Below are 24,951 nucleotides of genomic sequence, written 5' to 3'. Positions count from 1 at the left end.
CTACATCTTGAACGCCAGCCGCAGCCCGCCCCAATGGCGTTCGTTGATCCTGATCGGCACGTCGATCTCCTTCACCAGCATGGTGACGCCGCCGCCCATGTCACGCTCGTAACGTTGCGCGAGATGGCCATGAAGGGTCCGGGCCGCGGCCATGCCGGCGCGGTCCTTGTAGAAGCGGCGGTTGCGGCTGTTGCCCACGTTCCACACCCGCTCGCCGCGCCGCTGCGGCAGTGAGACCTTGCGGTTGTGCGTCGGAATGTAGGCGTTGCGGTCGATCGCCACACAGAACACGACGTTCGGATCCGCAACCAGCGCAGCCTCCTGGATGGGCGGCAGCAGCCGGTCGCAGAGCGCCGTGAACGGCGCCTCGAACTGCTCGGGATCGGTGCCCGGAATGCGCTGATAGTCGAAATCAAACCATTGCGCCACGGTGGACTCGCCCGAGGCGATCGACCGCTCGATCGCCTCGGTGATTTCGTCCGCGATGGCCCGCGCGGCATCGACATGCGCCTGTTCGGCGCGATCGATCTTGGCGAGCAATCCATCGACTGCTTCGCGCTGGGCCTGGTCGAGCTCGCCGAAGCTGAGATGAACGTCGCGATTGCCGATCGCCACGATGTCGGCTTCCACGACGCCGAACGCTGCGCATTCGACCCTGACCCGCTGCTGCTCGGCCAGCCCGACCACGTCCATCGCAGCCCGGAAACGCAAACCGCCGCCGGAGATATCGAGCAGGGCGCCGTCGACATGACCGCCTCGGCTGTGCAGGCGCGCGGGCGTGCTGAGCGGCCGGCGCATGTCGGACGAGCGACGATCGCCGAGGCTGGAGGTCCGTAGCGACACCATCAGGTTGGCCCGCAGTTCGGACACGCGGCCATTGGTGCCGTTCACGAGTTCGGACACGGTCTGGGTCTGCTGTTCGATCTCCGTCGAACGGCTGGAGATGCGGGTGACGTTCTCTGCCACAAGGGCGACGCCGGCCGAGGCTTCGGTGAGGCTGCGCGCGACCTCGCGCAATGTCGCCTCCTGCTGCTCGGCGGCCGCGGCCATGGCGGCGCTGGCGCCGTCGATGCTGCCGATCGCAGCACTGATCTTGCTGATCACGGCCGTCGAATCCGAGGTCGCAGTCGAAATGCGCTCGATGCGCTGGGCGATGTCGTCAGCGGCGTCGGAGGTCTTGCGCGCCAGCGCCTTGACCTCGTGCGCGACGATGGCAAAGCCGGCACCCGCCTCGCCGGCGCGCGCCGCCTCGATCGTGGCGTTGAGCGCCAGCAGATTGGTCTGGGCTGCGACCTCGGCGATGGTGCTGACGACGGATGAGATCTGCTCGGCCGCATCGCTCAGGGCGGCGACCGTCGAGCCGGCCTGCTGGGCTTCCCGCGCGGCGCGGCTGGCCAGCTCGGCCGTCTCGGCGGCGCGCTGGGCGATCTCCCGTCCCGTTGCCGACAGCTCCTCCGCCGAGCTCGACACCGTCGTGACGTTGCTGCTGGCGCGAGCCGACGCCTGGGCCACCATGCCGGCCTCGCTGGCAATCGTCTTCGCCTCCGAGACGGCCTGAGCGCTGCGCGACGACGCATCGCCGCTGATGGTCATGACTTCGGCGACGGCGCAATCCAGATCGGTCTCGAGCAGCTCCCACATCTCGGCGAACATCTTCTTGCGCTCGCGCTCGGCGGCTTCCTTCGCGCGGGCCTGCTCCTCCGTGAGCTGCCGGTTCTCCAGCAGCTTGCCGTGGAATATGCCGAGCGCGCGCGAGATCTGGCCGACCTCGTCGCGGCGCTTCACCGGCTCCAGCTGGACATCGAGATCATTCTGCGCCAGCCGCTCCATGGCGCGGGCCATCTGCAGCAGCGGCGAAGCCAGCCAGCGTCCGAACAGCAGAGCCGCAATCGCCGTGATCAGCACCGTGATGCAGATCGACCAGAACACCGAGTCCTTGACGCTTGCAAGCTCGGCCTTGACGACACCGAGACGCTGATCGGCGGCGGAGCGGATTCCCTGCAGCGTCGGGCTGACGCTCTCGTAGTGCCGTGTCAGCTCTGCCGCCTCGTCCAGCAGCTTGGTCTGTCCGCCCATATAGGCGAGGAAGCTCGCGCGATAGACGTCCATCAGCTTGACGATCTCGGACTTGACCGCCTCGGGCAGATCGGATTTCGCAAGCGCCGCGCCGAACTCGTCGACGCGCTTGCGCAGGTCGTCGCCGTATTTCGGATCGCCGCGCAGCATGAAGTCCTTCTCATGCCGCCGCATCATCAGCATCAGCACGGCGAGACGCGGCTGATCGTGTTTCGTCAACTGGGTCTCGATCGCGCGAACGGCGCCGCGCAGCTTGCCCTGCAATCCGTCGTTCTCGTCGAAGCCGATGATCTTCTGCGCTGCGACGACGTTGGCGAAACGCGCCGCATGGCCGGCGATGGCCTCGCGCGACGACGCGGCCTGCCGCGCGGTCTCGTCGCCGGGAGCCGCCGACAGGATTGCGTCGGCGCGGTCGAGCCGCGACCCGATCGACGCGACGATCTGCTGATGCGCGGCAACCTTGGCGTCGGACGGCTTCTGCAGGAACTCCGTCGCGGTGCCGCGGGCCTGTAACAGCCCTTCCCAGATGCCGCCGCTCAAGCCAGCCAGCATCCCGACACGATCCGCAACCTGCTGGCTGCGCCGTTCGATCGATAGTCCGGTGAGATAGAGGCAGCCGATGACCGCCACGCCGGCGACACCGAGGCAAAGAATCTGGCCCTTGAGCCCAAAACGAATCCGACCCTGCGCGGAGACCGCGAGCGCACTCATTGTCGTTCCCTGTGAATCAATTGAGCAACAGGGGCGAGTGTCATGGATCGTGCTTAAGGACGAACTAATCGAGGCGGGCAGGAACGAACTATTCAACCATTGGATGCAGTAGATCTACGGCTTTGAACAACAACAAACAATTCTACGCACGATCTCGTGCAGTCGGCGGTCTCATCATGCGATGCACCGCCGACCGCGTGAATCAGATCAGGCCCATTCGCCCCTGCGGAACACCGGCACCCGGCGGCCATCGGCATGGACGCCGTCGATGTCGGTCTCGGCCGCGCCGATCATCCAGTCAATGTGGATCAGGCTCTGGTTGCCGCCCTGCGCCGCGATCTGCTGCGGCGACAGCGAGGTGCCGTTGACGAAGCACTTCGAGTAGCATTGGCCGAGCGCGATGTGCGAGGCGGCGTTCTCGTCGAACAGCGTGTTGTAGAACAACAACCCGCTCTTGGAGATCGGCGAGGAGTGCGGCACCAGCGCGACCTCGCCGAGCCGGCGCGCGCCCTCGTCGGTATCGAGAACCTTGTTCAGCACCTCCTCGCCCTTCGACGCCTTGGCCTCGACGATGCGGCCTTCCTCGAACCTGACCTGGATGTTGTCGATCAGCGTGCCCTGGTAGGACAGCGGCTTGGAGCTCCTGACGTGGCCGGACACGCGGCGGCAGTGCGGCGTCGTGAACACCTCCTCGGTCGGGATGTTGGCGTTGCAGGTGATGCCGTTCTTGGCGGTCGAGGCGCCGCCTTCCCATTCGTGGCCGTCGGCCAGACCGATCGTGAGATCCATGCCGGGGCCGGTGTAATGCAGCGCGCTGAAGCGCTGGCCGTTGAGCCATTCGGTGCGTTCGCGCAGCACAGCGTTGTGACGCTCCCAGGCCGACACCGCATCCTCGCGGTCGACCCGCGACGCGGCGAAGATCGCGTCCGCGAGCTTTGCCACCGCGGCCTCCTCGGGGACGTCTGGAAAGACCAGCTTGGCCCAGGCCGGGCTCGGATAGGCGATGATGTTCCAGTTGGTCTCGAAATTGGTGATCTTCTCCAGCGCCGGCTGATAGGCCTTGGAGTTGGCCTTGCTGGCGCGCGCCACCTTGGCCGGATCCTGGCCGGACAACAGCATGGGATTGTCGCCGACGATGGCGAGGCGCGCGGTGTTCTCCGAGAACGCCTTGGCCATGCCCTGGTAGAGCCAGTCGGCGGCGCGATCGAAGCTGTCGTCATGACCGAAGCGGTAGCGCGCCAACGTCAACTCTTCGTCCGAGAAGAACGAGGTGACGATCCCAGCACCCGCTCTGTAGGCGTGCTCGGCGACCTTGCGCACCAGCGGCAGCGCCACCGATGGCGCCGTCAGCAGCAGATCCTGCCCCGGCTGCAATTGCAGCCCGACCTTCACCGCCACCTCGGCGAGGCGGTCGAGCTTCACGGGATCGATGGCGGTATCGAAGCTTCGGGGATGTGCTGTCATCGGGTGTCCAGTTCCGTTGCTTTGGGGATCTTCGAAGAGATAGGCCAATGGATACGGCGGTCAATGGCGAAGGCAGCGCGGCATTCTTCGCTGTCGTCCCGGGCTTGACCCGGGACCCATAGCCACCGGCGGGAATGGGTGCACGAGCGGGATGCTCCAGCGTGCCTCGTACGACTGCTGCGGATTATGGGTCCCGGATCGGCGCCGCGACGCGCGTTGCGCGTCACGGCTTGTCCGGGACGACTGCGGAGAAGATCGGCGCGGTCATTCATTCTCGCGCCCGCTGTTTGCGTCCGAGTGTTGTGATTGATCACCCTCCAAACCGAGGGTGCAGGGAAGGCCGGGCCTCGACTGAGGCCCGTGGCCCGCCTGCGAAAAAAATGCAGGCGGCAGGTACCACAGGTCCAGCCGGATCGACCCGGCCCTCCCTGCGCGATGGTTTGAACGGCTGCTTCGCGATCTCCCCGGTGCGCCGGGCTTGTTGGCCACCGTCATCCACGCGAGCGCTTGCAGCGCATCGGCACGGACTTGACCTCAGCTTCGGGAGGCCAGGACCACGCGACTTGACCGTGCGGGCCGGTGTTGTTCGTCGGCGCGACTGCTCACGCTGCAAACCGGCCCGCCCATCACATCCCGCACTCCACGCTTCGTGACGACCGCGCAGCGCCCCTCGTCGATGAGGCGGGATGACGGGAGAAGATCATGAAATTCCGAAAACGCGAAGCGGAATATTTTCGTCCGAGGGACTGGACAGCCCAAATCAGCTTGAACCTGCTCGTGAAATCAGAATTCGTGCGCACGGTCGTTTGCGCGGCTCGGAGACCTGCTCGAGCCCTCCCATCCTGGGCGAGTCGCCCGCCGGGCAGGCAGGGCCAGCTTCGCAGCTTCAATCCTCGATGAGCAGGCGCTCACCGTGGACGTACCAATCCGCACGAGATGTCCAATGGACGTGGCGATCCGGCGCGGTGCCGAGCGGCTGATCGAAGCTGCCGGCGGGCACGATCGCCTCGCGGCCGCTGCGGGTCAGATGCGGCATCGGGCTGCCGCATCGGGAGCAGAACGCGGTCGCGAAGCTCCGCGCCTGCGGCAGGTCGAAGCGCGTGACGCTGGCTTCGCCGTGCAGCCAGCGCAGCGCTTCTGCCCTGACGATGACCTCGCAAGAATGGGCCGTGCCGCTTGCCTTGCGACAGCGCGAGCAATGGCAGTTGAGGAATTTGTCGAACGGTCCATCAACCGCAAAGGCAACTTCGCCGCACAGGCAACTACCACGGAATGCGGTCATATTTTCCTCCTGCGAGCTTCGATTGATGAGTTGATCTTGGGCGGTCGTGCAGTGGGAGCGAGTCAAGCAAATAGGTCAATTGGGAACTGCCGAAGCGGGCAGGCGCATCCCGCAAATGCATGGCTCGCGGGCGATTCGGTCACGTTGAGGACACGTTTGGCCGTTGAAAGGCGCGCGGCAGGGGGATTTCACAGTGTACAGGAGTCCTCCGAATGTACCGCGTTGTTGTTGTCGTCGTCGCATTGCTCGCTCTATCAGTTCAGGCGGAGGCCCGCCCTCGCCATCATCATCACCGTCATCATCATTATTCGCACCGCCACCACTCCGTCATGAACGCGATGGCCTCGATTCCGGGTGAAGGCCGCGTCGTCGGTGGCCGGCCGTCAGGATGCCCGCACGCGTTCTGTGGCTGCGAAGCGTCGCTCTACACCTTCGGCCGCGTCATTCCCGAGCTGAATCTCGCATCGAACTGGCGCCGCTTTCCGCGCACGGCGCCCGCGCCGGGCATGGCGGCGGTCCGCTCCGGGCATGTCATGATCCTGCAGCAGCAGGTGGCCGGCAACGTCTGGCTCGTTCACGACGGCAACTCCGGCGGTCACGTCACCCGCGAGCATCCGCGCTCGATTGCGGGCTACACGATCGTGAACCCCAGGGGCGGCTCGACCATGTTCGGCGCAGCCTCCCGCACGACGCGCGAGGCCCGCGCGCCGCGCTACCAGCGGTTCGCCCGCAATGGCCGGCTGGATGGCTGGATGGCCAACGCGACCCCGGTGTTCAACTAACGCCGCGACATCGTCCCGCGACGTGGCAAGCGGGAGCGCTCGCCACGTCGCTAGAGCGCGATGAGATCAGGATGAATCGTCATCGCGCTTTAGGTTGTTGTTTGTGCATGATCGTTTCGGAAAATCGCTGCGCACTTTTCCGGATCATGCTTTAGCCTGCCCGCGTCTCCCGCCTGAACAGCACGTAGAGCGCGGGCAGCACCAGCAGCGTCAGCACGGTCGAGGAGATGATGCCTCCGATCACGACGGTGGCGAGCGGGCGCTGCACCTCGGCGCCGGCGCCGGTGGCGAGCGCCATCGGTACGAAGCCGAGCGAGGCGACCAGCGCGGTCATCAGCACCGGCCGCAGCCGCGCCAGCGCGCCTTCCTCCACCGCGACGCGCACCGAGCGTCCCTCCCGGCGCAGCCGCTCGATGAAGGCGATGATGACGAGGCCGTTGAGCACGGCGACGCCGGACAGCGCGATGAAGCCGACCCCGGCCGAGATCGACAGCGGCAGGCCGCGGGCGAGCAGCGCGGCAATGCCGCCGGTCAGCGCCAGCGGCACGCCGGAGAACACCAGCGCCGCATCGGCCAGCGACCCCATGCTCATGAACAGCAGCAGAAACACCAATGCGAGCGCGATCGGCACCACGATGGTGAGGCGCTTTGTCGCCGACACCAGCTGCTCGAACTGGCCGCCCCACCCGATCCAGTAGCCCGGCGGTAGCTTGACCTTCTCCGCGACCGCGGCCTGCGCCTCGGTGACGAACGAGCCGAGATCGCGGGCACGGACATTGGCTGACACGACGATGCGGCGCTTGCCGTTCTCGCGGCTGACCTGGTTCGGTCCCGGCGCGGAGGCGACCGCGGCCACCGACGACAGCGGCACGTAGCGCGGCTGGCTCGTGGTGTTGAAGGCGGTGCGCAGCGGCGTCGCCGTCGTGTCCTCTCCGGCGGGCAGCGGAATCGGGATGGCGCGAATCGCATCGAGATTGCCGCGCAGGCGCTCGGGCAGACGGACGATGATGTCGAAGCGGCGGTCGCCGTCGAACAGCTTTCCCGTCGCCTTGCCGCCGATCGCGATCTCGACGACGTTCTGCACGTCGGCGACGCTGAGACCGTAGCGCGACAGCGCCTGGCGGTCGATCTTCACGGTGAGGATAGGCAGTCCGGCGACCTGCTCGGTCTTGACGTCGGTCGCGCCATTGATGCCGCGGATCGCAGCTTCCACCTGGCGTGCGGCGCCCTGCAGGATGTCGAGATCGTCGCCGAAGATCTTGACGCCGACATCGCTGCGGACGCCGGAGATCAGCTCGTTGAAACGCAGCTGGATCGGCTGCGAGATCTCGTAATTGCTGCCAGGGATCTCGTCGGCGGCCGCTTCGATCTCCGCCACCAGCTTCGCCTTGTCCTTGGCCGGATCTGGCCATTCGCTGCGCGGCTTCAGCATGATGTAGCCGTCGCCCTGCGACGGCGCCATCGGATCGGTGGCGACTTCGGCAGTGCCGATCCGGGTGAAGACGTCCCTGACCTCGGGGATCCGGCGCAGGCGCGTCTCCAGCGCCTTCTGCAGATCGACTGAAAGCGTGAGGCTCGTGCCGGGAATGCGCAGCGCGGCCAGCGCGACGTCGCCCTCGTCGAGGCTCGGAATGAACTCGCCGCCCATCCGCGTCGCGGCAACGCCGCTCACGGCGACGATGACGATGGCTCCGGCTGCGACCGTCATCCGATAGGCGATCGCGGTCCGCAGCAGCGGCGCGTAGATCCGCCGTGCGCTGCGCATCACCAGGTTCTCCTGCTCGGACACTCTGCCGGTGACGAAGATCGCGACCGCGGCCGGAACGAAGGTGATCGAGAACAGCACGGCGGCGCCGAGCGCCATCAGCACGGTCAGCGCCATCGGGGTGAACATCTTGCCCTCGACGCCGGTCAGGGTCAGCACCGGGAGATAGACCACGCCGATGATCAATGTGCCGAACAGGCTCGGCCCGATCACCTCGCGGGCGCCGCTGACGATGGTCTGCAATCTTTCGGACGTCGTCAGCAGGCCGCCTTTGTTGTGCTGCGCCTGCGCCAGCAGGCGAAGGCAGTTCTCGACGATGATGACGGCGCCGTCGACGATGATGCCGAAATCGATCGCCCCAAGGCTCATCAGATTGGCGCTGACCTTGCTCTCGACCATGCCGGTGATGGTCATCGCCATCGACAGCGGGATGATGCAGGCGGTGACCAGCGCGGCGCGGATATTGCCGAGCAGCAGGAACAGCACGACGACGACAAGGGCTGCGCCTTCGAGGAGATTTTTCTCCACGGTGCGGATCGTGGCTTCGACCAGATGGGTGCGGTCGTAGAGCGTGCGCGTGATCACGCCCTCGGGCAATGATCTTGCGATCTGGTCGAGCCGGGCGGCGACGCGCCGCGCCACGGCGCGGCTGTTCTCGCCGATCAGCAGCATGGCCGTGCCGAGAATCGTCTCCTCGCCGTTCAGCGTCGCGGCGCCGGTGCGCAGATCGCGTCCCTCGGCGACCTCCGCGACGTCGCCGATCCGGACCGGCGTGCCGCCGCGGGCGCCGATCACGATGTCCCTGAGCTCGGCGGCGCTGCCGACCTGGCCGGGCGCGCGCACCAGATATTGCTCGCCATTGCGCTCGATATAGCCGGCGCCGACATTGGCGTTGTTGGAGGCGAGGGCGGCGATGACGTCGCGGAAGCTGATCTTGTAGGCCATCAGGCGGCCGGGATCCGGCAGCACGTGGAACTGGCGCGCGAAGCCGCCGATGGTGTTGACCTCGATCACGCCGGGCACGCCGCGCAGCTGCGGCCGGATGATCCAGTCCTGGATGGTGCGCAGATCGGTCGGTGAGTAGTCGGTGCCTTCGGCGGTCTTGGCGCCGGGCTTTGCTTCCACCGCATACATGAAGATCTCGCCGAGGCCGGTCGAGAGCGGTCCCATCGCGACCTCGATGCCGGGCGGCAGCTGATCCTTGATCTCCTGGACGCGCTCATTGACCTGCTGGCGCGCGAAGTAGATGTCGGTGCCGTCCTGGAACACGACGGTGACCTGGCTCAGCCCGTAGCGCGACAGCGAGCGCGTGGTGTCGAGGCGCGGCAGGCCGCCCATCGCGGTCTCGACGGGATACGTGATGCGCTGCTCGGTCTCGAGCGGCGAATAGCCGGGCGCCTTGGTGTTGATCTGCACCTGGACGTTGGTGATGTCGGGCACCGCATCGATCGGCAGCCGGGTGAAATTCCAGGCGCCGAACGCCGCTGCGGCGAGCGAGACCAGCAGCACCAGCCAGCGCTGTCGCACGACGAAAGCCAGGATCGCGTCAATCATGCTCGGCCTCCCCCTTGCCCATCTCCGCCTTCACCACGAAGCTGTTCTCGGCGACGTAGTGCTCGCCGGGCGAGAGGCCGTCGCGGATCTCGACATGGGTCGGATCGGACTCGCCGAGCGCGACGGGACGCGCCTCGATCTTGTCGCCCTCCTCGCGCACGAACACGACGGTCTTGTTCTCCAAGGTCTGGATCGCGCTGGCGCGAACCGCGACGGCGACGCTGCGCTTGGCCAGCACCAGCCGCGCCGAGACGAACAGGCCGGGGCGCAGCCGGCCGTCGGCATTGGCCAGCACGACGCGCGCCAGCGCGGTCTGGGTCTCGCTGGCGCCGACGGGGGCGATGTAGGAAACGTGCCCGCGGATCGTGCCGCGGCCGTCGTCGGGATCGATCAGCACCTCGTCGTCGAGCCGGACGCGCCGGAGATCCTGGCGGTAGATCGACAGGTCGACCCAGATGGTCGAGAGATCGGCGACCACGAAGGCCGGCTTCTGCTCGGAAGCGTATTCGCCGAGCGAGATCTGGCGGTCGATGATGGTGCCGCCGATCGGCGCCTTGAGATCGTAGGCGGTCAGGCTCTGGTTGCTCTCGATCGATGCCAGCAATTCATCCTTGGCGACGGTGTCGCCGATGCGCTTCCTGATCGCGCGGACGATGCCGGGAAAGCGCGGCGTCACCTGCACCAGCGCTTCCTGATTGGCGCGGAGCACGCCGTTGAACGCCAGCGTATCCGACAAGGTTGCCGGCCCGGCTTCGGCCAGCGTCACGCCGGCCGCGGCGAGCTTGACGTCGCTGATGCGAATGCGGTCGGCGCCGTGCTCGTCCTGCTCGACGTGATCCTTCGGCGCCTTCTCGGCGTGGTCCTTCTCGGCATGGCCGGCAGCTGCTTCGGTGTGCGGCACCGCATCCACCAGAAGGCGCGACGCTCCGGCGCCGCCGACGGCCGCAATGATCGCAATGAGAATGACGGTGGATGTCTTCATCGCGCGGTCTCCCGTGCCAGCGTGAAGGGACGGCCGACCAGGCCCTCGATCGTCGCCACGGCGACATGGATGTTCTGCAGCGCCTCCTGCTCGCGCAGCCGCGCCTGCGCCACGCTCGCCTGCGCATCGAGCACCTCGAGCAGGGAGAAGCGGCCGGCGCTGTAGCCCTGCGCGATCTCGTCCGCGGCTTCCTGCGCCTTGGGGATCGCGATCTCGCGCAGCACGGACAATTCGCGCAGCGAGCCCTGCAGCGAATCGTAGGCGCGGCCGGCGATCACCAGCAGCGCGTTGCGGTTGGCCTTGCGTTCGGCCTCGGTCTTGGCGACGCTCTCTTGCGCCGAGAGGATGTTGCCCTGGTTCTGGTCGAACACCGGGATCGGCACGGAGACGCTGAGCCGGACCGCATCGTCCTGGGTGTCGTTGAAATGCCGCCAGCCCGCGCCGACGCGCACGTCCGGATAGGGTTTCAGCCGCGCCAGCAGCAGCTCGGCGTTGCGCTGCGCGTAGACGGCAGTCCAGCGCACGAGCTGGGGGTTGGCATCGATGGCCGCGATGACGGTCTGGAACGACGGCGGTTGGGTCGTGGCATCGAAGCGGCCGGTGACGGAAGGGAGTTTCGCCGAGCTGTCTCCGGTGAGCACGGCGAGCTCACGGCGCGCGCTCGCCAATGTCGCCTTGACGCGCTCGCGATCGGCCCGCACCAGGGCGGAGGCGACCTCGGCGCGGCCGGTCTCCGCCGGCGACGACGCACCGGCCTCGACCCGCCGCCGCAGCAAGGGCGTCAGGCGATCGAGCGCGGCGACCTGGTCGTCGAGGATCTGGATGCGGCGCTGCGTGGCCAGCACCGTCACGAAGGCGATCGCCGTCTCCGACAGGACTTCGAGCCGCACCGCCTGGCGCTGGATCTCGGCGACGCGCACTCCGGCTTGTCCGGCGGCGACGCGCGCGTCGCGCTTGCCGAACCATTCGAACGCCTGGCTGATCTGCAAGGTCGTCTCGGCCGAGCGCGTGCCGCGATATTGGCCGGAGCCAAGGGAATTGTTCTGCTCGTAACTGAGCTCCGGATTGAGCAGCGCGCCGGCCTGCAGCCGCTGGCCGGAGGCGATGCCGATGTCGCGGTCGGCGGCCGACAGCCTGGGATTGGTGGCGAGCGCGCGCGACAGCGCCTCGCGCAAGGTCAGCGTCTGTGCGGCCGCGGCGTGCGCGGACGTCGCGAGCAGGGCCGCGGCGCAGATCGCGCGCGCAGCCATCGCGGGGAATGGCATGAGATGAACCTGTCTGGACGAGCGAGGAAGGACGGCGTTCGCCGTCCGGCACGTAGCGTCAGGTCAGGTGTCTTGGCGGCGGTGAATCGGACTCGGACAGGATGCCGGCACTGATGGCGGGGATCGGCCAGTCCGTCGCTGCGACGATCTCGGCCGGAACGGCCGCGAGCTGCAGCTGCGGCACGGCCACCGAGAAGCAGCCATGGCAATGATGATCAGCGATGCCGCGTTGGTCGGAGTGCCCGGCCTTGTCGAGCAGGGAGGCGATCTCCGGCTTGCCGGCCGACGCATGCGCGACATCGAGATCGCAGGCGCCGTGCAGCGTGCCGGCAAGCAGATAGGCGATCATCAGGCACAACGCCGCGATCCGGCGCAGCAGGCGCGGACGGCTCGTGAGATATGATCGACCCATGCCGCGCACGGTGCCCCCTGTTCGCTCCGCGGATAGCATGCGGCGTCGGGCGTTGTCGATCAGCAACAATGTAACAAGCGGAACCGTTTACGGCACGGCCAGCGCCGGCGCGAGGATCACGCAGGCGAGCACGGCCAGCGCCGCAGCGCTGCAGCGATAGCCGAGCGCAGCCGGCACGAGGCCGCCGAGGCCGTGGCGCAAGGTTGCGCCGACGAGGATCCAGCCGCCTCCAAGGGTCGCGATCGACAAAGCGAGTGCGGCGGCGTGCGGCAGCAGGCGCGCCGTGTCGTCCGCCGGCAGCAGCGTGAAGGCGAAGATGATGGCTTTTGGATTGAGCAGCGTCGTGATGAACACCCGGCGCAGCGTCACCGGCACGGCATCGTCACTGCGGCCGCCGCCGTGGCGCCACAGCTCGACGGCGAGATGCAGCAGATAGAGCACGACCGCGATGCGCAGGACGTGACCGATCACCGGCATCGCCGCGAGCGCCGGACCGAGCGCGACGCGCAGGACCAGGATCGCGAGCAGATAGCCGGCGAGTTCTGCAAGCAGCAGGTGCACGGAGCTGCGGATGCCGCGACTCGCGCCCGCAGTCGCGAGCAGGGTGTTGGTCGGTCCGGGCGTGGCGAGGAGGGCGATGCTTGCGGCGACGAAGGTCGGGAGGTCCATCCGGGCATCGAGCACGCGCGCCGTCTGCTTGCCTTGATGCGGGTCAAGGTCGGCCAGGCATCTCGCGATCGGCTCGCGGCTCGAGGGAGCTTGAGTTCCGATTTCCGGAACGTGTCCTTGCTCAGCGGTAAGCCGCGGCGCATGAGCAGGCCGTATTGGCGGCATGCAGCGTGCTTGATTGACTCGTTGCCTTCGCAAACTAAGGTCCGCGGCGGAACACCACTGCGCAGAATCATCGCATCCATCGGTGGTCGCGCGAAGGATCGGACGACAGATGACTTTGGCGATGAGCTGGGACGAGTGGGCCCGGCATGATGGCATGGCGCTGGCGGCGCGCGTTCGCAGCGGCGAGCTGACGGCGGCGGAGCTGGCGCAGCAGGCCGCGGCGGGCATCGCCAGGGTCGATCCGAAGCTGTCCGGCGTCGTTGAAGTGTTCGCCGACGCGGTCGAGGATCCGATCAAGGCCGGGGCGAATTCCGCGGGTCCGTTTGCCGGCCTGCCGTTCCTGATGAAGGATCTCGGCCCGACCATGGCCGGCCGCCTGCAGGAGCAGGGCTCGCTCTACATGCGCGGCAACCGTCCCGCTGCCGACACGCACCTCACCACGAAGATGCGCAAGGCCGGCCTCAATCTGATGGGGCGCACCACGACGCCGGAATTCGGCGTCTGCAGCTCGGCGGAGAACCCTGCCGTCTACGTGACGCGCAATCCTTGGGACACCGACTACACGACCTGCGGCTCGTCGGCCGGCAGTGCGGCGATGGTCGCCGCCGGCGTGGTGCCGATCGCGCATGCGACCGATGGCGGCGGCTCGATCCGGATTCCCGCCGGCGTCAACGGCAATATCGGCCTGAAAGTGTCGCGCGGCGTGTTCTCGATCGCGCCGCATCTGTCGGACCTGTCGGGGCTGGTCTCGATCCAGGGCTGCCAGTCGCGCAGCGTGCGCGACACGGCGGCCTTCGTCGATCATTGCCGCGGCGGCGCGCCGGGCGAGTTCATGCCGTACTGGACCACGCCGGAGCCTTATGTCGAGCTGATCAAGCGGGATCCCGGCAGGCTGCGGATCGCGCTGTCGCATCAATGGGGCGACTACCGCGCAACGCCGCACATTGCGGCCGAGCTCGCGCGCGTCGGCACATTCCTCGAGGGCCTCGGCCATCACGTCGGCTACGCGCTGCCGGATGTCGACTATCCCAAGGCGTTCGCCGCGCAGACCACCTGCTACATCTCGAACTTCGCGATCGTCATCAACAACCTCCTGGCGTCGCGGCAGCTCGACCGGCCGCCGGCCGATCTGATCGAGCCGGTCAACATCCGCATCTGGGAAGCGGGCCGCGGCACCAGCTTCGCCGAGCGCGCGGCGATGCAGGCGGTGTTCAACACCACCTCGCGCGCCTTCGGTGCCTTCTTCGAGGAATGGGACATCATCCTGACCCCGATCACGGCGCTGCCGACGCCGAAGATCGGCACCACGGAATATCTGACGATCAGCGACAATCCCGACGTGCTCGACTGGTTCGGCAATCTCTGGCGCAACTTCGCGTTCACGCCGCTGGCCAATCTCTGCGGCATTCCGGCGATCTCGCTGCCGCTCGCCACCAACGAGCATCGCCTGCCGCTCGGCATCCAGGCGATCGGCAAGCAGGCCGATGACGGCCTGCTGCTGCAGCTGGCCGCCCAGATCGAACGCGCCATCGACGGGAAGTGGAACGGCGGGGCGACACCGGCCGTGCACGTCACCAGGGACTGAGCGCTGCGGACGATCGTCAGTTGCTGGCGGACATGGTGCCCGGCGCCGGACGGTCGAGCCGCGGGCCGCTCGCCTCGGCCATCAACGGCGCCGGCTCGAGGATCGACATGCCGGTCTCGTCGATCACGAAGCGGGGCCGCACCTGCCGTGCATCGCCGTCCTGGATCATGGCCATCCGCTGGTTGTCCAGCAGCAGCCAGCGTCCGTCGAGACGCGCGGCGGCGACGGCGTGATCCTCGTTGCGCGCGGTGTCGCGGAGGATGACGATGCGCAGATCCTGCGCCGCAATGCCGGCGAGCCGGAGCGCAACGAACTTCGCGATCGCGTAGTCCTCGCAGTCCCCCGCCAGGCTTCCGAAGGTGACGAGCGGGGACGTCCAGACGTCGGGCTCGCCATATTGGACCTGGTCGCTGGCTGGCCGGATGGCGAGGTTGATCGCCCGGTTGATCTCGCCGAGCCGGGCGCGACCGTCTCTGGCGCGCGCCTGATCGACGATGGCGAGCAGGCGCAGTGCGGCCGGCGAGACGCAGCGCTCGCGATCTCCGTCGCACAAAGCGAGCTGCACGCGCTCGTCGTCGAGCCGATGCGCCAGCGTGACCCATTTGCTCAGCAGCGGGCCGGCTCCGAGCTCCGTGCGGCTCAGGCCGAATGGCTCGTCAGCGCCGATGAAGGCCCCGAGCTCCGCTGGCTGCCCGACGGGACCCGCCTGTGCCGGGCTGCCGATCCACAGCATCGCCGTGGCAGCCGCAGCCGCAAATGATGCGCGGATCAGCGCGAGAATGGTCATGTGACGCCCCGTCCCCGGACCTCGCCGGCGAAGACGCGCCTGCGGAACCGGGTGTTGTTGGGGCCAGCATGCGCGCCGAGGCTTTGGCGCTGCTTAAGGCGGGGGTGCCCGCGATAAAATCGCGTCAGTCAGGCTGAACGTTGTGTTGCTCCGATGCGACAAATCCTAGCGAAAGCCAGGCGAGGGTCGCGTAGGATCACTGCGATTCGCGTTCGGGTTGTGGCCGTCGATCACCCCCAGCACACGCTTAATTGATGCAATTTGTAGATTTCCGTCCGCCCGGTCTCCGTCCTCCGCTCGAAATGGGTCCGCAGGAGTATGCGGGTGCGGATGTTCCGGTCGGGGTCTGTAATCGTGGTCTCGGAAATACAGATCTAGACTTGTAGTCGCTCTATCGGGGCCAATGAATACTTGATTATACCGCAATTTGCTCGCCAGAAAGAAGGCGTAAGCTTGACGATATCAAAGCAAACCGGTGGACGCCGCCGTTTCCACGCCTCGGGAGCACAAGCTGAAGATGGTTCCTCCGGACACTCGCCAGTGATATGCACGCTTTGAACACAAATTGTTATGTAATAATTAACCATAGTCGGTGGCCCCGTGAATTACGCTGGCAAGTCTGACGCCGCGCTTTTCTCCGACGGCCTGGGCACGTCCGCGCCGGCTTATTTGAAGCTGGATGCGCCGCCGGCCCATGCGCCGGCGGATGCGATCGTCGTTCCGGACGCGCATTTTCTTTTCAACGCCGATTTCAAGCGTTCCGGCCTCGACCTCGTGCTGTCGTCCGATGGTCGCGAACTCGTGTTGCCGGACTACTTCAAGGGCGAGAAGCGGGCGCCGCTGGCCTCGCCCGATGGCGCCCATCTGACCGGCGACCTCGTCAACGCGCTGTCGGGCGCCGTGCAGGTGAGCCAGGCCGGCGGCGCTGCGAGCGCCGGCAAGGTGATCGGTCACGTCACCAAACTGCAGGGCACGGCGACCGTCATCCGCAACGGCGTCTCGATCCTCCTTCACAACGGCGACAACGTCGAGAAGGGCGACATCGTCCAGTCCGGCTCGAATTCGACGGTTGGCATCACCTTCATCGACGGCACCGTGTTCGGCCTGTCCTCGAACGCCCGGATGGTGCTGAACGAGATGGTGTACGACCCCAACGGGTCGAACAACTCCTCGCTGATCAGCCTGGTGGCCGGCACGATCTCGTTCGTGGCCGGCGAGACCGCCAAGCATGGCGACATGAAGGTCGATACGCCCGTCGCGACGATGGGCATTCGCGGCACGGCCGTGCTGGTCGAGATCGACTTCACGGTGCCGGGGCAGGGCGGTCTGCCCGATGCCAAGTTTCAGGTGCTGGTCGAGCCCGATGGCCGCACCGGCTCCTACGTGCTGTACGACAAGACGACGTTGCAGCCGATCGCCGTCGTCAACCAGGCCGGCCAGCAGATCCAGATCAGCAACGGCATCGTCAATCAGAGCGCGGTACCGCTCTCGCCCGACATCCAGAAGCTGATCAACGACGTCTTCACGCTCAAGTTCACCGACAACACCAACCCGAAGTCGACGACCCACTTCACCGATATCGGCGTGCCGCAGGCGCTGACGCCGGTGACATTGGCCAACGGCACCAGTGCAACGCCGATCGTCCGCGTGATCGACGACGCCGGCCCGACGACCGGGACCGGCCAGACGGGCGAGCAGCCGTTGCACATCCCGGGTCCGCCGGAGGTCAGGATCTTCGACGCCGACGGCCGGTTGACGGCGGCGTTCGGATTGATCGAGCGCGCCGGGCAGACCGGGAACGGCAGCGATCTCGACACCGTGCTCAGCCGCGTCAGCTTCCTCGACGTCAACGGCATCGACCGGCCGACGGTCTCGGTGAGCTTCAACGCCTATTCATACAAGAGCGCGCAACAGACCGATGTCACCGGTTCGTTGAATGCGCTGCAGCTGCAGGACGTGATGGCGACGGCCGTGAAGATCACGGTCACGCCTAATCCGAACAACAAGAACTCCGGCACGGCGACGCTGACCTACAGCGTTCCCGACAAGTATTTCGACTTCCTGGCGGCAGGTGAGACGCTGACGCTGACCTACATCGTCCGCGTCGACAACAATTTTGCGCCGTCCAACGAATTCACCCTTGTCCCCGTCACGATCACCGTGACAGGCACCAATGACAAGCCCGAGATCACGGCGAGCGTGCCGACGATCGCGTTCGAGGGCGGAACGAACGTTCCCGGCGGGCCGCTGACCTCCGACGATCCGACCGCGGGCACGCTGACCTTCAAGGATGTCGACCTCACCGACACGCATACGGTCTCGGCCACGCTGACCAGCGCCGTTCTGGAAGGCGGCGGCAGCATTCCGCCGGCGCCGCTGGCGCTGTTCGCGCAGGCACTGACCGCGTCGATATCGTCCGACAGCACCGGCAGCGGCACCGGAACGATCAGTTGGAGCCTCGGCAACCTGCCGGTCTATGTCGCGGATTTCATTCCGGCCGGGCAGACCGTGACGCTGACCTATACGGTGACGTTGACGGACTCGCAGGGCGCGACGTCGACCCAGACGATCACGGTGACGATCACCGGGACCGACGATCCCGCCGTGGTCTGGATCGCGACGACGCAAGCCGGCGGCAGCAGCGGCGCGCAGGTTCATTTGTGGAGCGACGGCGCGAACTGGGCCACCGGCCTGGTCCCGACCGCCGATGACGACGTCATCATCATCACCGACCAGCTGCACGGCCTGACGCCGGCCTTCCCGGTGACGATCGACGAGGACGTCCTCGCCTATGCCAAGTCGGTCACGCTGAATGATTTCGGCGGCGGAGCCATTCCGGAGCTCGACAATCACGGCACGCTGACGATCGGCGGCGCGCTGACGGCCAAGGTCGATTCGCTGATCTACAACTTCTCGGCTGCGACGATCACCGTCGGCGGCTCGGTGCAGATCCTGGGGCAAAGCGAGTTGCACAATGCCGGCACCGTGCTGCTGGCGGGCGGCGGCATGTTCGGGGTCGATGCCGGGATCTTCAACACCGGCACGATCGAGTTGTCCGGCGGAACGCTGACGGTGCAAGGCGACGTCACCAACGTCGGCGAGGACAGCTCCGGTCTGATCCAGGTCGACCTCGGCGCGACGCTGACCCTGGATGGTGGCAGCATCGATGGCGGCACCATCTTGATCCAAGGTGCGCCGGTCGTTCAGAATTTCGGAACGCTGAACGAAGGCGGGGACACGCCAACGCCCGTGAACGGGCTGTTCGCCATGAAGAACGGGGCCGAGCTCAGCAATGGGGAGCTGACCAATTTCGGCACGATCGAGGTGTCGGGCAGCGGAAATACTTTCAGCAACGAGACCATCACGAATGTCGGTCTGATCGACGTCAAGGCGGGCGGCGAGCTTGCGCTCGGCAATGAAACGATCATCGACAATGCCGTTGGCGCGATCGTCACCATCGCGGAGTCCGCGACCCTGACGCTCTCGCATGCGGAGATGTCGGGCGGCACGCTGACCAATGAAGCCGGCGGAACGATCGCACTGACCGGCGGCGCCGCGCTGATCGGTGGCGCGCTCGACAACTCCGGCATCATCGCTGTGTCGGGCAGCGGCAATGCCTTCGACGACGAAACGATCACCAATGCGAACGCCGCCGCGATCACGATCGCGCTCGGCGGCGCGCTGTCGCTGAGCGGGACGAGCATCGCCGGCGGTGCCGTCACCAGCGAGGGGACGATCTCGGTCGACGGCGACAGCACGATCGACGGCAGCGCAGTCGCGGGTGGCGTGCTGCTGGTCGGCGAGATCGGTCCGCTCGCGGAGATGACGGCGGTCCTGACCGTCGAGGGCGGTGCGTCGCTGACCGGCGTCGACATCACCATCGGCGACGGCTCGACGCTCGAGGTTGCGGCAGACGAGACGGCGACCCTGGTCGGCGTCACCGTCGACAATTCCGGCACGGTCCAGGTCGACGACGATGCGCTGCTGCTGATCGAGAACAGCACGATCGCCGGAGGCAATCTCGTCAACCACGGCACCGTGCATGTCGAAACCGCGGCCGCGACCACCTTCGACAACGTCACCATCGACAACACCGACGGCGTGATCATCATCGACGAGGATGGCGAGATCCCGGTGGAGTCGACTCTGGTGCTGGATGGGAACACGGCGCTGACCGGCGGCACGCTGGAAATCCGCAGCGTCGGCACGCTGCAGATCGTCGGCCACGACGTGACACTGTCCGATATGGACGTCCAGAATTTCGGCATCTTCACCGTCGACCCCGGCGCGACCCTCGGCCTTGCCGATACCAAGGTGAGCAGTGACGGCACGCTCTACATCTATGGCACGATCACCGCGAGCGGGCTGAGCGGCATCGGCGGAACGATCTTCAATTTTGGCACGATCGAGATCACGGCGGGCACATTCGAGATCACGGGCGATGTCGAGGGATCCGGGCTGATCAAGGTCGACGCCGATGCGACGCTGACAGTCGATGGCCACATCCATCAGACGATCGACTTCAGCAGCGAGGGCAACAGCGAGATCGTCATTGACGACGCCAGCTTCTCCGCCAAGCTCGCCGGTCTCGGCACCGGCGACAGGATCGACCTGCAGACGATCAAATGGAGCGACGCGACGACGGCATCCTACGATGCGGAAAAGGGCGTGCTCACGGTCGTCGACGGCGAAGGCCACAGCATCGCCTTGACGCTCGAAGGCAACTTCAGCGACTTGCATTTCGCGGGCAGCGATGACGGGCAGGGCGGAACGCTGATCACGCTGAAGGCCGACGACACGGCGCCGGTGGTCGCGGATGCGGGTCGGCCGGGTGCGATCACCGAAGCGGCGGCGCAGACGGGGGCGTCCGATCAGCACAGCGTCACCGGCAGCGTAAAATTCACCGATGCGGACCTGACCGACCGGCCGACTGCGTCGATCGGGACGCAGAGCGTGACCTGGCTTGCGGCCGATCAGCAGACCGATTTGTCGGGTCAGCTCACGCCGGACCAGATCGCCGCGCTCGAACAGGCGCTGAAACTCAGCCAGAGCGGCGCAAACAATGGCAAAGTCGACTGGACCTATGCCATTGCCGACGGCACGCTCGATTTCCTCGGGGCCGGCCAGACCGTGACGGTCACCTCCACGGTGACGATCGACGATCATCAGGGCCACACTGCGATGTCGCCGGTGGTCGTGACCATCAACGGCACCAACGATCTGCCGGTCGTCACGAGCGAGGTGCAGTCCGCGGCGATTGCCGAGCGCACGGATACGTTCGGCTCGGATCTGCTCGATCAGGCGAGCGGCACGATCACCTTCGATGATGCCGACATCACCGATGCGCATGTCCTGAAGGTGACCGGAGTGGCCACTTCCGGCAACGATAGCGGGTTGCCCGCGGACGCGTCCGTGCTCGAGAGCTGGCTGTCGCTCGGAACGCTCACCGAAACCGGCACGGGCGGAGCATCGCAGGCCTGGACCTTCGCTGCCCGGGACAAGGTGTTCGACTATCTCGGCGTTGGCCAGCAAGTGACGCTGACCTACACGGTTGCGATCGACGACGGCCATGGCGTCGTCGTCGACGTGCCCGTCACCATCACGGTCAATGGCGCAGAGGATGCGCCCGTCATCACCGGCGAGACCAACCCGACGGTGCAGACCGTCATCCTGTCGGAGCGGGCCACCGTGCTGGCGAGCACGGCGAAGACCAATGCCGAGGGCATGCCGACCGAAACCTTCGATCACGTCTCGGCCGGCAACATCTCCGACAACGGGCGTGGTCACGGCAGCTTCTACAGCGAGGCGCTGCACGCGACCTTCACGGCCAGTGGCAATGCGGGCATCGTGCACGGCTCCTCGCCGGTGTCGGCGGCGCCCTACATGGCCGACGGTGCCGACAAGACCAACTACCTCAGCATCGGCAGTCACGCGCAGGAGACCATCACCTTCGACAGCGTCAAGAACAGTTTTGGGCTGTATTGGGGCTCGGTCGACAGCTACAACAGCATCTCCTTCTACAACGGCAACAAGCTGGTCGCGTCCTACACGGGCAACGACGTCGCGCCGCTGCTCGCCAATGGCGGCCAGGGGTCGCTGAGCTCGAATGGCTATGTCGAGTTCCTCGGCCTGTCACCGTTCAACAAGGTCGTGCTGGCCAGCAGCCAGAATGCATTCGAGATCGACAACATCTCGGCTGGCAACGTCGCCGATCAGCCGGTCCAGCTCGCGAGCAAGATGTCGGGCACCTTGACCGTGCTCGACAAGGATGTCGGTGACACGCTGACGGCCGCAGTGATCGACGATGGCGTCATCAAGTACAACGGCCTGCCGAGCCTCCCCGCCAATGCCCACGTCCAGGCGCTGGCCGATGCCCATGCCATCACCTTCGACAGCACCACATCCGACGGCAAGCCCGACGTCCTGCACTGGACGTATCATCCGGCCGACGTCAACCTGGATTTCCTCAATCCCGGCGATACGCTGACCGTCACCTATCAGGCCCGGGTGAGCGACGGTCACGGCGGAACCGCGACCAAGGCGCTGACCGTCACGCTCGCTGGCAACGGCGCTTCGACGGTGAATGGCACGGACCAGGACGACAATTTCGTCAATGTCGGCGGCGGCGTCACGATCTTCGGCAAGGGTGGCAACGACACCTTCGTCTTCAACCCGCATTTCGGCAGCGCCACCATCGGCGATCTCGATCTCAGCCGGGACGTCGTCGAGTTCGATCAGTCGCTGTTCGTGAACCCGGAGTCGCTGCTCGCATCGGCGCAATCGGCCAACAATGGCCACGACACCGTCATCACCGATGCGGCGCATGATACGCTGACCTTGAAGGGCGTGACGCTCGACCAGTTCAAGCTGCATCACGACGGTTTCCACCTCGTCTGAGCCGGGGCGCCCGTCCGGGATGCGGGCGGCAGCGTTGCCAAGCCGAGCGCTCTTGCGGGATCATCAGACGCCTCGGGAATCGCCGGTCCAGGCGTGATACGGATGCGCCATGAAGCGATTGAGAGCAGTTCCCCGGTGGTTCGCACGCAAGTTCGGCTATGCGCGCTTGATGTGCCTCGTGCTGCTGGTTGCCTTCGCCGCGCTGCGCGCCGCCGATCCTGCGCCGATGCAGGAGCTGCGCCTGCGGACATTCGACAACTTCCAGGCGTTCAGCCCGCGGGTGAAGACCGTGCGTCCGGTCACGATCGTCGATATCGACGAGAAGAGCGTCGCCGATCCCAAGCTCGGTCAGTGGCCGTGGCCACGGACGCGGATCGCTGAGATCATCGAGAAGCTCACACGCCTCGGTGCCCTCGTCATTGCGTTCGACGTGGTGTTTGCCGAGCCGGACCGGTTGAACCCGGCGCTTGCGGCCGAGACCTTTCCCAATCTCGACGAGGCGACGCGCGAGAAGCTGAAGGCGCTGCCGTCGAACGATCAGGTGCTCGCCGATGCTCTGCGCCGGTCGCGGATCGTTCTCGGTGAGACGGCCAGCAACGAGGTCCGCGCCGATCTCGACAAGACCTTGCCGGTCACGGGCGTTGCCACGATCGGGCCCGAAGCCGATGGCTTCATGGAGAGCTACCCGGGACTGTTGCGCAACGTTTCGGTGATCGAGCATGCCGCGTCCGGCCGTGGGCTGTTCACGATCCCGCCCGAGCGTGACGGCATCATCCGTCGTGTGCCGATGATCCTGCAGGCGCAGGACATCACGATGCTGGCGCTCAGCTTCGAGATGCTTCGGGTGGTGAGCGGCGCTGACACCCTGGTGATCAAGGCCGATATCGGCGGCATCAAGAGCCTTCGCATCGGCGGCTTCGAGATTCCGACGGATCGCAAAGGCAGGATCTGGGTGCACTATGCCCGCTCCGATCCGTCGATCTACGTGTCGGCCATCGACGTGCTCGAGGGGCGCGTGCCGCCGGAGAAGATCGCAAGGAAGCTGGTGCTGATCGGACCGTCCGCCATCGGCCTGAACGACATCAAGACGACGCCGGTCGATCCGGCCATGCCGGGCGTCGAGGTGCATGCGCAGGTTCTCGAATCCGTCCTCACGAACTCGATCCTGTCCCCGCCGTTCTGGGGGCTTTCGGCCGAGTTCTTCGGTGCCGTGATCTTCGGTCTGCTCGTGATCGTGTTCGCGCCGCGGCTCGGTGCCGTCACGCTGGTGCTCGTCGGAGCCCTGTTCGCAAGCGTTCTGATCGGCCTCTCCTGGTACGCCTATACGCAGCACCGGTTCCTGATCGACTTCACCTATCCGATGCTGTCGACCACGGCGATCTATCTGACGCTGATCTTCGCCAGCTTCATTCGCGAGCAGCAGCAGCGCAAGGAGATTCGCGGCTGGTTCGCGCAATACATGTCGCCGGTGCTGGTGGAGCAGCTGGCACAATCGCCGGAGAAACTCGTGCTCGGCGGCGAGGAGCGCGAGATGACCATCATGTTCTCGGACGTGCGCGGCTTCACCTCGATCTCGGAAAGCTACAAGCGCGATCCGCAGGGCTTGACGATGCTGATGAACCGCTTTCTGACGCCGTTGACCGACGCGATCATCTTGCGCAAGGGCTATGTCGACAAGTACATGGGCGATGCCATCATGGCATTCTGGAACGCGCCGCTCGACGACCGGGAGCATCAGCTCAACGCCTGCACGGCGGCACTCGACATGCTGGACAAGATCGACGAGGTCAACCGGCAGCGCGAGCAGGAGGCCGCCCATGGCGGCCATGTCTACATCCCGCTCAACGTCGGCATCGGCCTCAACACCGGCATCGGCGTCGTCGGCAACATGGGTTCGGAGCTCAAGAAGAATTATTCGGTGCTGGGCGACAGCGTCAACCTCGCCTCGCGCCTCGAAGGCCAGACCAAGGAATACGGCTTTCCTATCATCGTCGGCTCGGCAACGGCGATGGCGGTCAAGGACAAGCTCGCGATCCTCGAGCTCGATTTCATCATGGTCAAGGGCAAGACCGAGCCGGAGGTGATCTATGCGATCGCCGGCCGCGAGGACGTGATGTATTCCGAGCGCTTCCAGCTGTTGCGCAACCTGACCATTGAGATGCTGGCCGCCTATCGCAGCCGCGACTGGGACGAGGCGCTGGCCGCGATCGCGCGCGGACGGAAGAAGGACGAGGCCAAGGAGCTGGCGAAGCTGTTCGATCTCTACGAGGCGCGGATTCGCAGCTATCAGCAGGACCCGCCGCCGGTCGACTGGAACGGCGCACACGCGCTGACGTCGAAGTAGCGCTAAACTCTCAGCAACGATGAACTACCCCCTTCAGGGTGCGGTTGCCGGGCGATGAGTGCAGTGCTTATGAATGCGCCCTCTCCCCTTGTGGGAGAGGGCATGTAGGACGCTTCGGCAAGCTCGGTTGGGTGAGGGGTCTCTCTCTGCAAGTTGCGCCCGTTGAGAGAGACCCCTCACCGAACCGCGCTCGCGGACAGGCCGCACATGC

General features: G+C 66.1%; 13 protein-coding genes. 4 read left to right on the top strand and 9 right to left on the bottom strand.

Annotated features, from left to right (window positions below; genetic code table 11):
* From QXZ94_RS22135 to QXZ94_RS22125, 3 genes are all read right to left on the bottom strand, one after another.
* Positions 1 to 2,787, bottom strand: coding sequence for a methyl-accepting chemotaxis protein (locus QXZ94_RS22135; RefSeq protein ID WP_315722208.1), 2,787 nt, complete (start codon positions 2,785 to 2,787; stop codon positions 1 to 3).
* A 207-nt stretch (positions 2,788 to 2,994) separates the two neighbouring features.
* Positions 2,995 to 4,251, bottom strand: coding sequence for an aminopeptidase (locus QXZ94_RS22130; protein WP_315722207.1), 1,257 nt, complete (start codon positions 4,249 to 4,251; stop codon positions 2,995 to 2,997).
* 886 nt (positions 4,252 to 5,137) lie between these two features.
* The gene (locus QXZ94_RS22125; RefSeq protein ID WP_315722206.1) at positions 5,138 to 5,533 is read right to left on the bottom strand and encodes a GFA family protein; all 396 of its coding nucleotides are present in this window, start codon (positions 5,531 to 5,533) and stop codon (positions 5,138 to 5,140) included.
* Positions 5,534 to 5,745: 212 nt separating this feature from the next.
* Here QXZ94_RS22125 and QXZ94_RS22120 point away from each other — a divergent pair, with 212 nt between their 5' ends.
* A complete protein-coding gene (locus QXZ94_RS22120; RefSeq protein WP_315722205.1) occupies positions 5,746 to 6,315 on the top strand; it encodes a hypothetical protein in 570 nt (189 codons plus the stop codon).
* A gap of 151 nt (positions 6,316 to 6,466) precedes the next feature.
* Here QXZ94_RS22120 and QXZ94_RS22115 read toward each other — a convergent pair whose 3' ends face one another.
* The 5 genes from QXZ94_RS22115 to QXZ94_RS22095 form a co-directional block, all read right to left on the bottom strand.
* Positions 6,467 to 9,634, bottom strand: a complete 3,168-nt coding sequence (locus QXZ94_RS22115; RefSeq protein WP_315722204.1) for a CusA/CzcA family heavy metal efflux RND transporter — start codon at positions 9,632 to 9,634, stop codon at positions 6,467 to 6,469.
* The gene (gene ihpB / locus QXZ94_RS22110; RefSeq protein ID WP_315722203.1) at positions 9,627 to 10,616 is read right to left on the bottom strand and encodes a divalent metal ion exporter adaptor subunit IhpB; all 990 of its coding nucleotides are present in this window, start codon (positions 10,614 to 10,616) and stop codon (positions 9,627 to 9,629) included. The genes QXZ94_RS22115 and ihpB overlap by 8 nt, the downstream gene beginning before the upstream one ends.
* A complete protein-coding gene (ihpA, locus tag QXZ94_RS22105; RefSeq protein WP_315722202.1) occupies positions 10,613 to 11,881 on the bottom strand; it encodes a divalent metal ion exporter subunit IhpA in 1,269 nt (422 codons plus the stop codon). Before ihpA ends, ihpB begins: the two co-directional genes overlap by 4 nt.
* Before the next feature lie 58 nt (positions 11,882 to 11,939).
* A complete protein-coding gene (locus QXZ94_RS22100) occupies positions 11,940 to 12,293 on the bottom strand; it encodes a hypothetical protein (protein WP_315722201.1) in 354 nt (117 codons plus the stop codon).
* An 87-nt stretch (positions 12,294 to 12,380) separates the two neighbouring features.
* Positions 12,381 to 12,962 carry a LysE family translocator gene (locus QXZ94_RS22095; RefSeq protein WP_315722200.1) on the bottom strand — a complete coding sequence of 194 codons (582 nt, stop codon included), beginning with the start codon at positions 12,960 to 12,962 and terminating at the stop codon, positions 12,381 to 12,383.
* A gap of 274 nt (positions 12,963 to 13,236) precedes the next feature.
* Here QXZ94_RS22095 and QXZ94_RS22090 point away from each other — a divergent pair, with 274 nt between their 5' ends.
* Positions 13,237 to 14,712 carry an amidase gene (locus QXZ94_RS22090; protein WP_315722199.1) on the top strand — a complete coding sequence of 492 codons (1,476 nt, stop codon included), beginning with the start codon at positions 13,237 to 13,239 and terminating at the stop codon, positions 14,710 to 14,712.
* 16 nt (positions 14,713 to 14,728) lie between these two features.
* On the opposite strand, the gene QXZ94_RS22085 is transcribed toward QXZ94_RS22090, so the two are convergent.
* Entirely contained in the window at positions 14,729 to 15,499 is a 771-nt protein-coding gene (locus QXZ94_RS22085) for a transglutaminase-like cysteine peptidase (RefSeq protein ID WP_315722198.1), read from the bottom strand.
* A gap of 600 nt (positions 15,500 to 16,099) precedes the next feature.
* Between QXZ94_RS22085 and QXZ94_RS22080 the strand changes: the two genes are divergently transcribed.
* Both QXZ94_RS22080 and QXZ94_RS22075 read left to right on the top strand, forming a co-directional pair.
* On the top strand, positions 16,100 to 22,396 hold the full coding sequence (locus tag QXZ94_RS22080) for a VCBS domain-containing protein (protein ID WP_315722197.1): 6,297 nt from the start codon (positions 16,100 to 16,102) through the stop codon (positions 22,394 to 22,396).
* 109 nt (positions 22,397 to 22,505) lie between these two features.
* Entirely contained in the window at positions 22,506 to 24,740 is a 2,235-nt protein-coding gene (locus QXZ94_RS22075) for an adenylate/guanylate cyclase domain-containing protein (protein ID WP_315722196.1), read from the top strand.
* The last annotated feature ends 211 nt before the right edge of the window (positions 24,741 to 24,951 follow it).

Source organism: Bradyrhizobium sp. SZCCHNS2022, from assembly GCF_032377575.1.
Classification (GTDB): Bacteria; Pseudomonadota; Alphaproteobacteria; order Rhizobiales; family Xanthobacteraceae; genus Bradyrhizobium; species Bradyrhizobium aeschynomenes.
This window is presented reverse-complemented; position numbering and strand designations above follow the sequence as displayed.

Excerpts from the sequence above, each read along its gene's own strand:
- QXZ94_RS22085 (WP_315722198.1), bottom strand. The coding sequence starts at position 15,499 with ATGACCATTCTCGCGCTGATCCGCGCATCATTTGCGGCTGCGGCTGCC.
- ihpA (WP_315722202.1), bottom strand. The coding sequence starts at position 11,881 with ATGCCATTCCCCGCGATGGCTGCGCGCGCGATCTGCGCCGCGGCCCTG.
- QXZ94_RS22075 (WP_315722196.1), top strand. The coding sequence starts at position 22,506 with ATGAAGCGATTGAGAGCAGTTCCCCGGTGGTTCGCACGCAAGTTCGGC.
- ihpB (WP_315722203.1), bottom strand. The coding sequence starts at position 10,616 with ATGAAGACATCCACCGTCATTCTCATTGCGATCATTGCGGCCGTCGGC.
- QXZ94_RS22095 (WP_315722200.1), bottom strand. The coding sequence starts at position 12,962 with ATGGACCTCCCGACCTTCGTCGCCGCAAGCATCGCCCTCCTCGCCACG.
- QXZ94_RS22135 (WP_315722208.1), bottom strand. The coding sequence starts at position 2,787 with ATGAGTGCGCTCGCGGTCTCCGCGCAGGGTCGGATTCGTTTTGGGCTC.
- QXZ94_RS22090 (WP_315722199.1), top strand. The coding sequence starts at position 13,237 with ATGACTTTGGCGATGAGCTGGGACGAGTGGGCCCGGCATGATGGCATG.
- QXZ94_RS22115 (WP_315722204.1), bottom strand. The coding sequence starts at position 9,634 with ATGATTGACGCGATCCTGGCTTTCGTCGTGCGACAGCGCTGGCTGGTG.
- QXZ94_RS22120 (WP_315722205.1), top strand. The coding sequence starts at position 5,746 with ATGTACCGCGTTGTTGTTGTCGTCGTCGCATTGCTCGCTCTATCAGTT.
- QXZ94_RS22100 (WP_315722201.1), bottom strand. The coding sequence starts at position 12,293 with ATGGGTCGATCATATCTCACGAGCCGTCCGCGCCTGCTGCGCCGGATC.
- QXZ94_RS22125 (WP_315722206.1), bottom strand. The coding sequence starts at position 5,533 with ATGACCGCATTCCGTGGTAGTTGCCTGTGCGGCGAAGTTGCCTTTGCG.
- QXZ94_RS22130 (WP_315722207.1), bottom strand. The coding sequence starts at position 4,251 with ATGACAGCACATCCCCGAAGCTTCGATACCGCCATCGATCCCGTGAAG.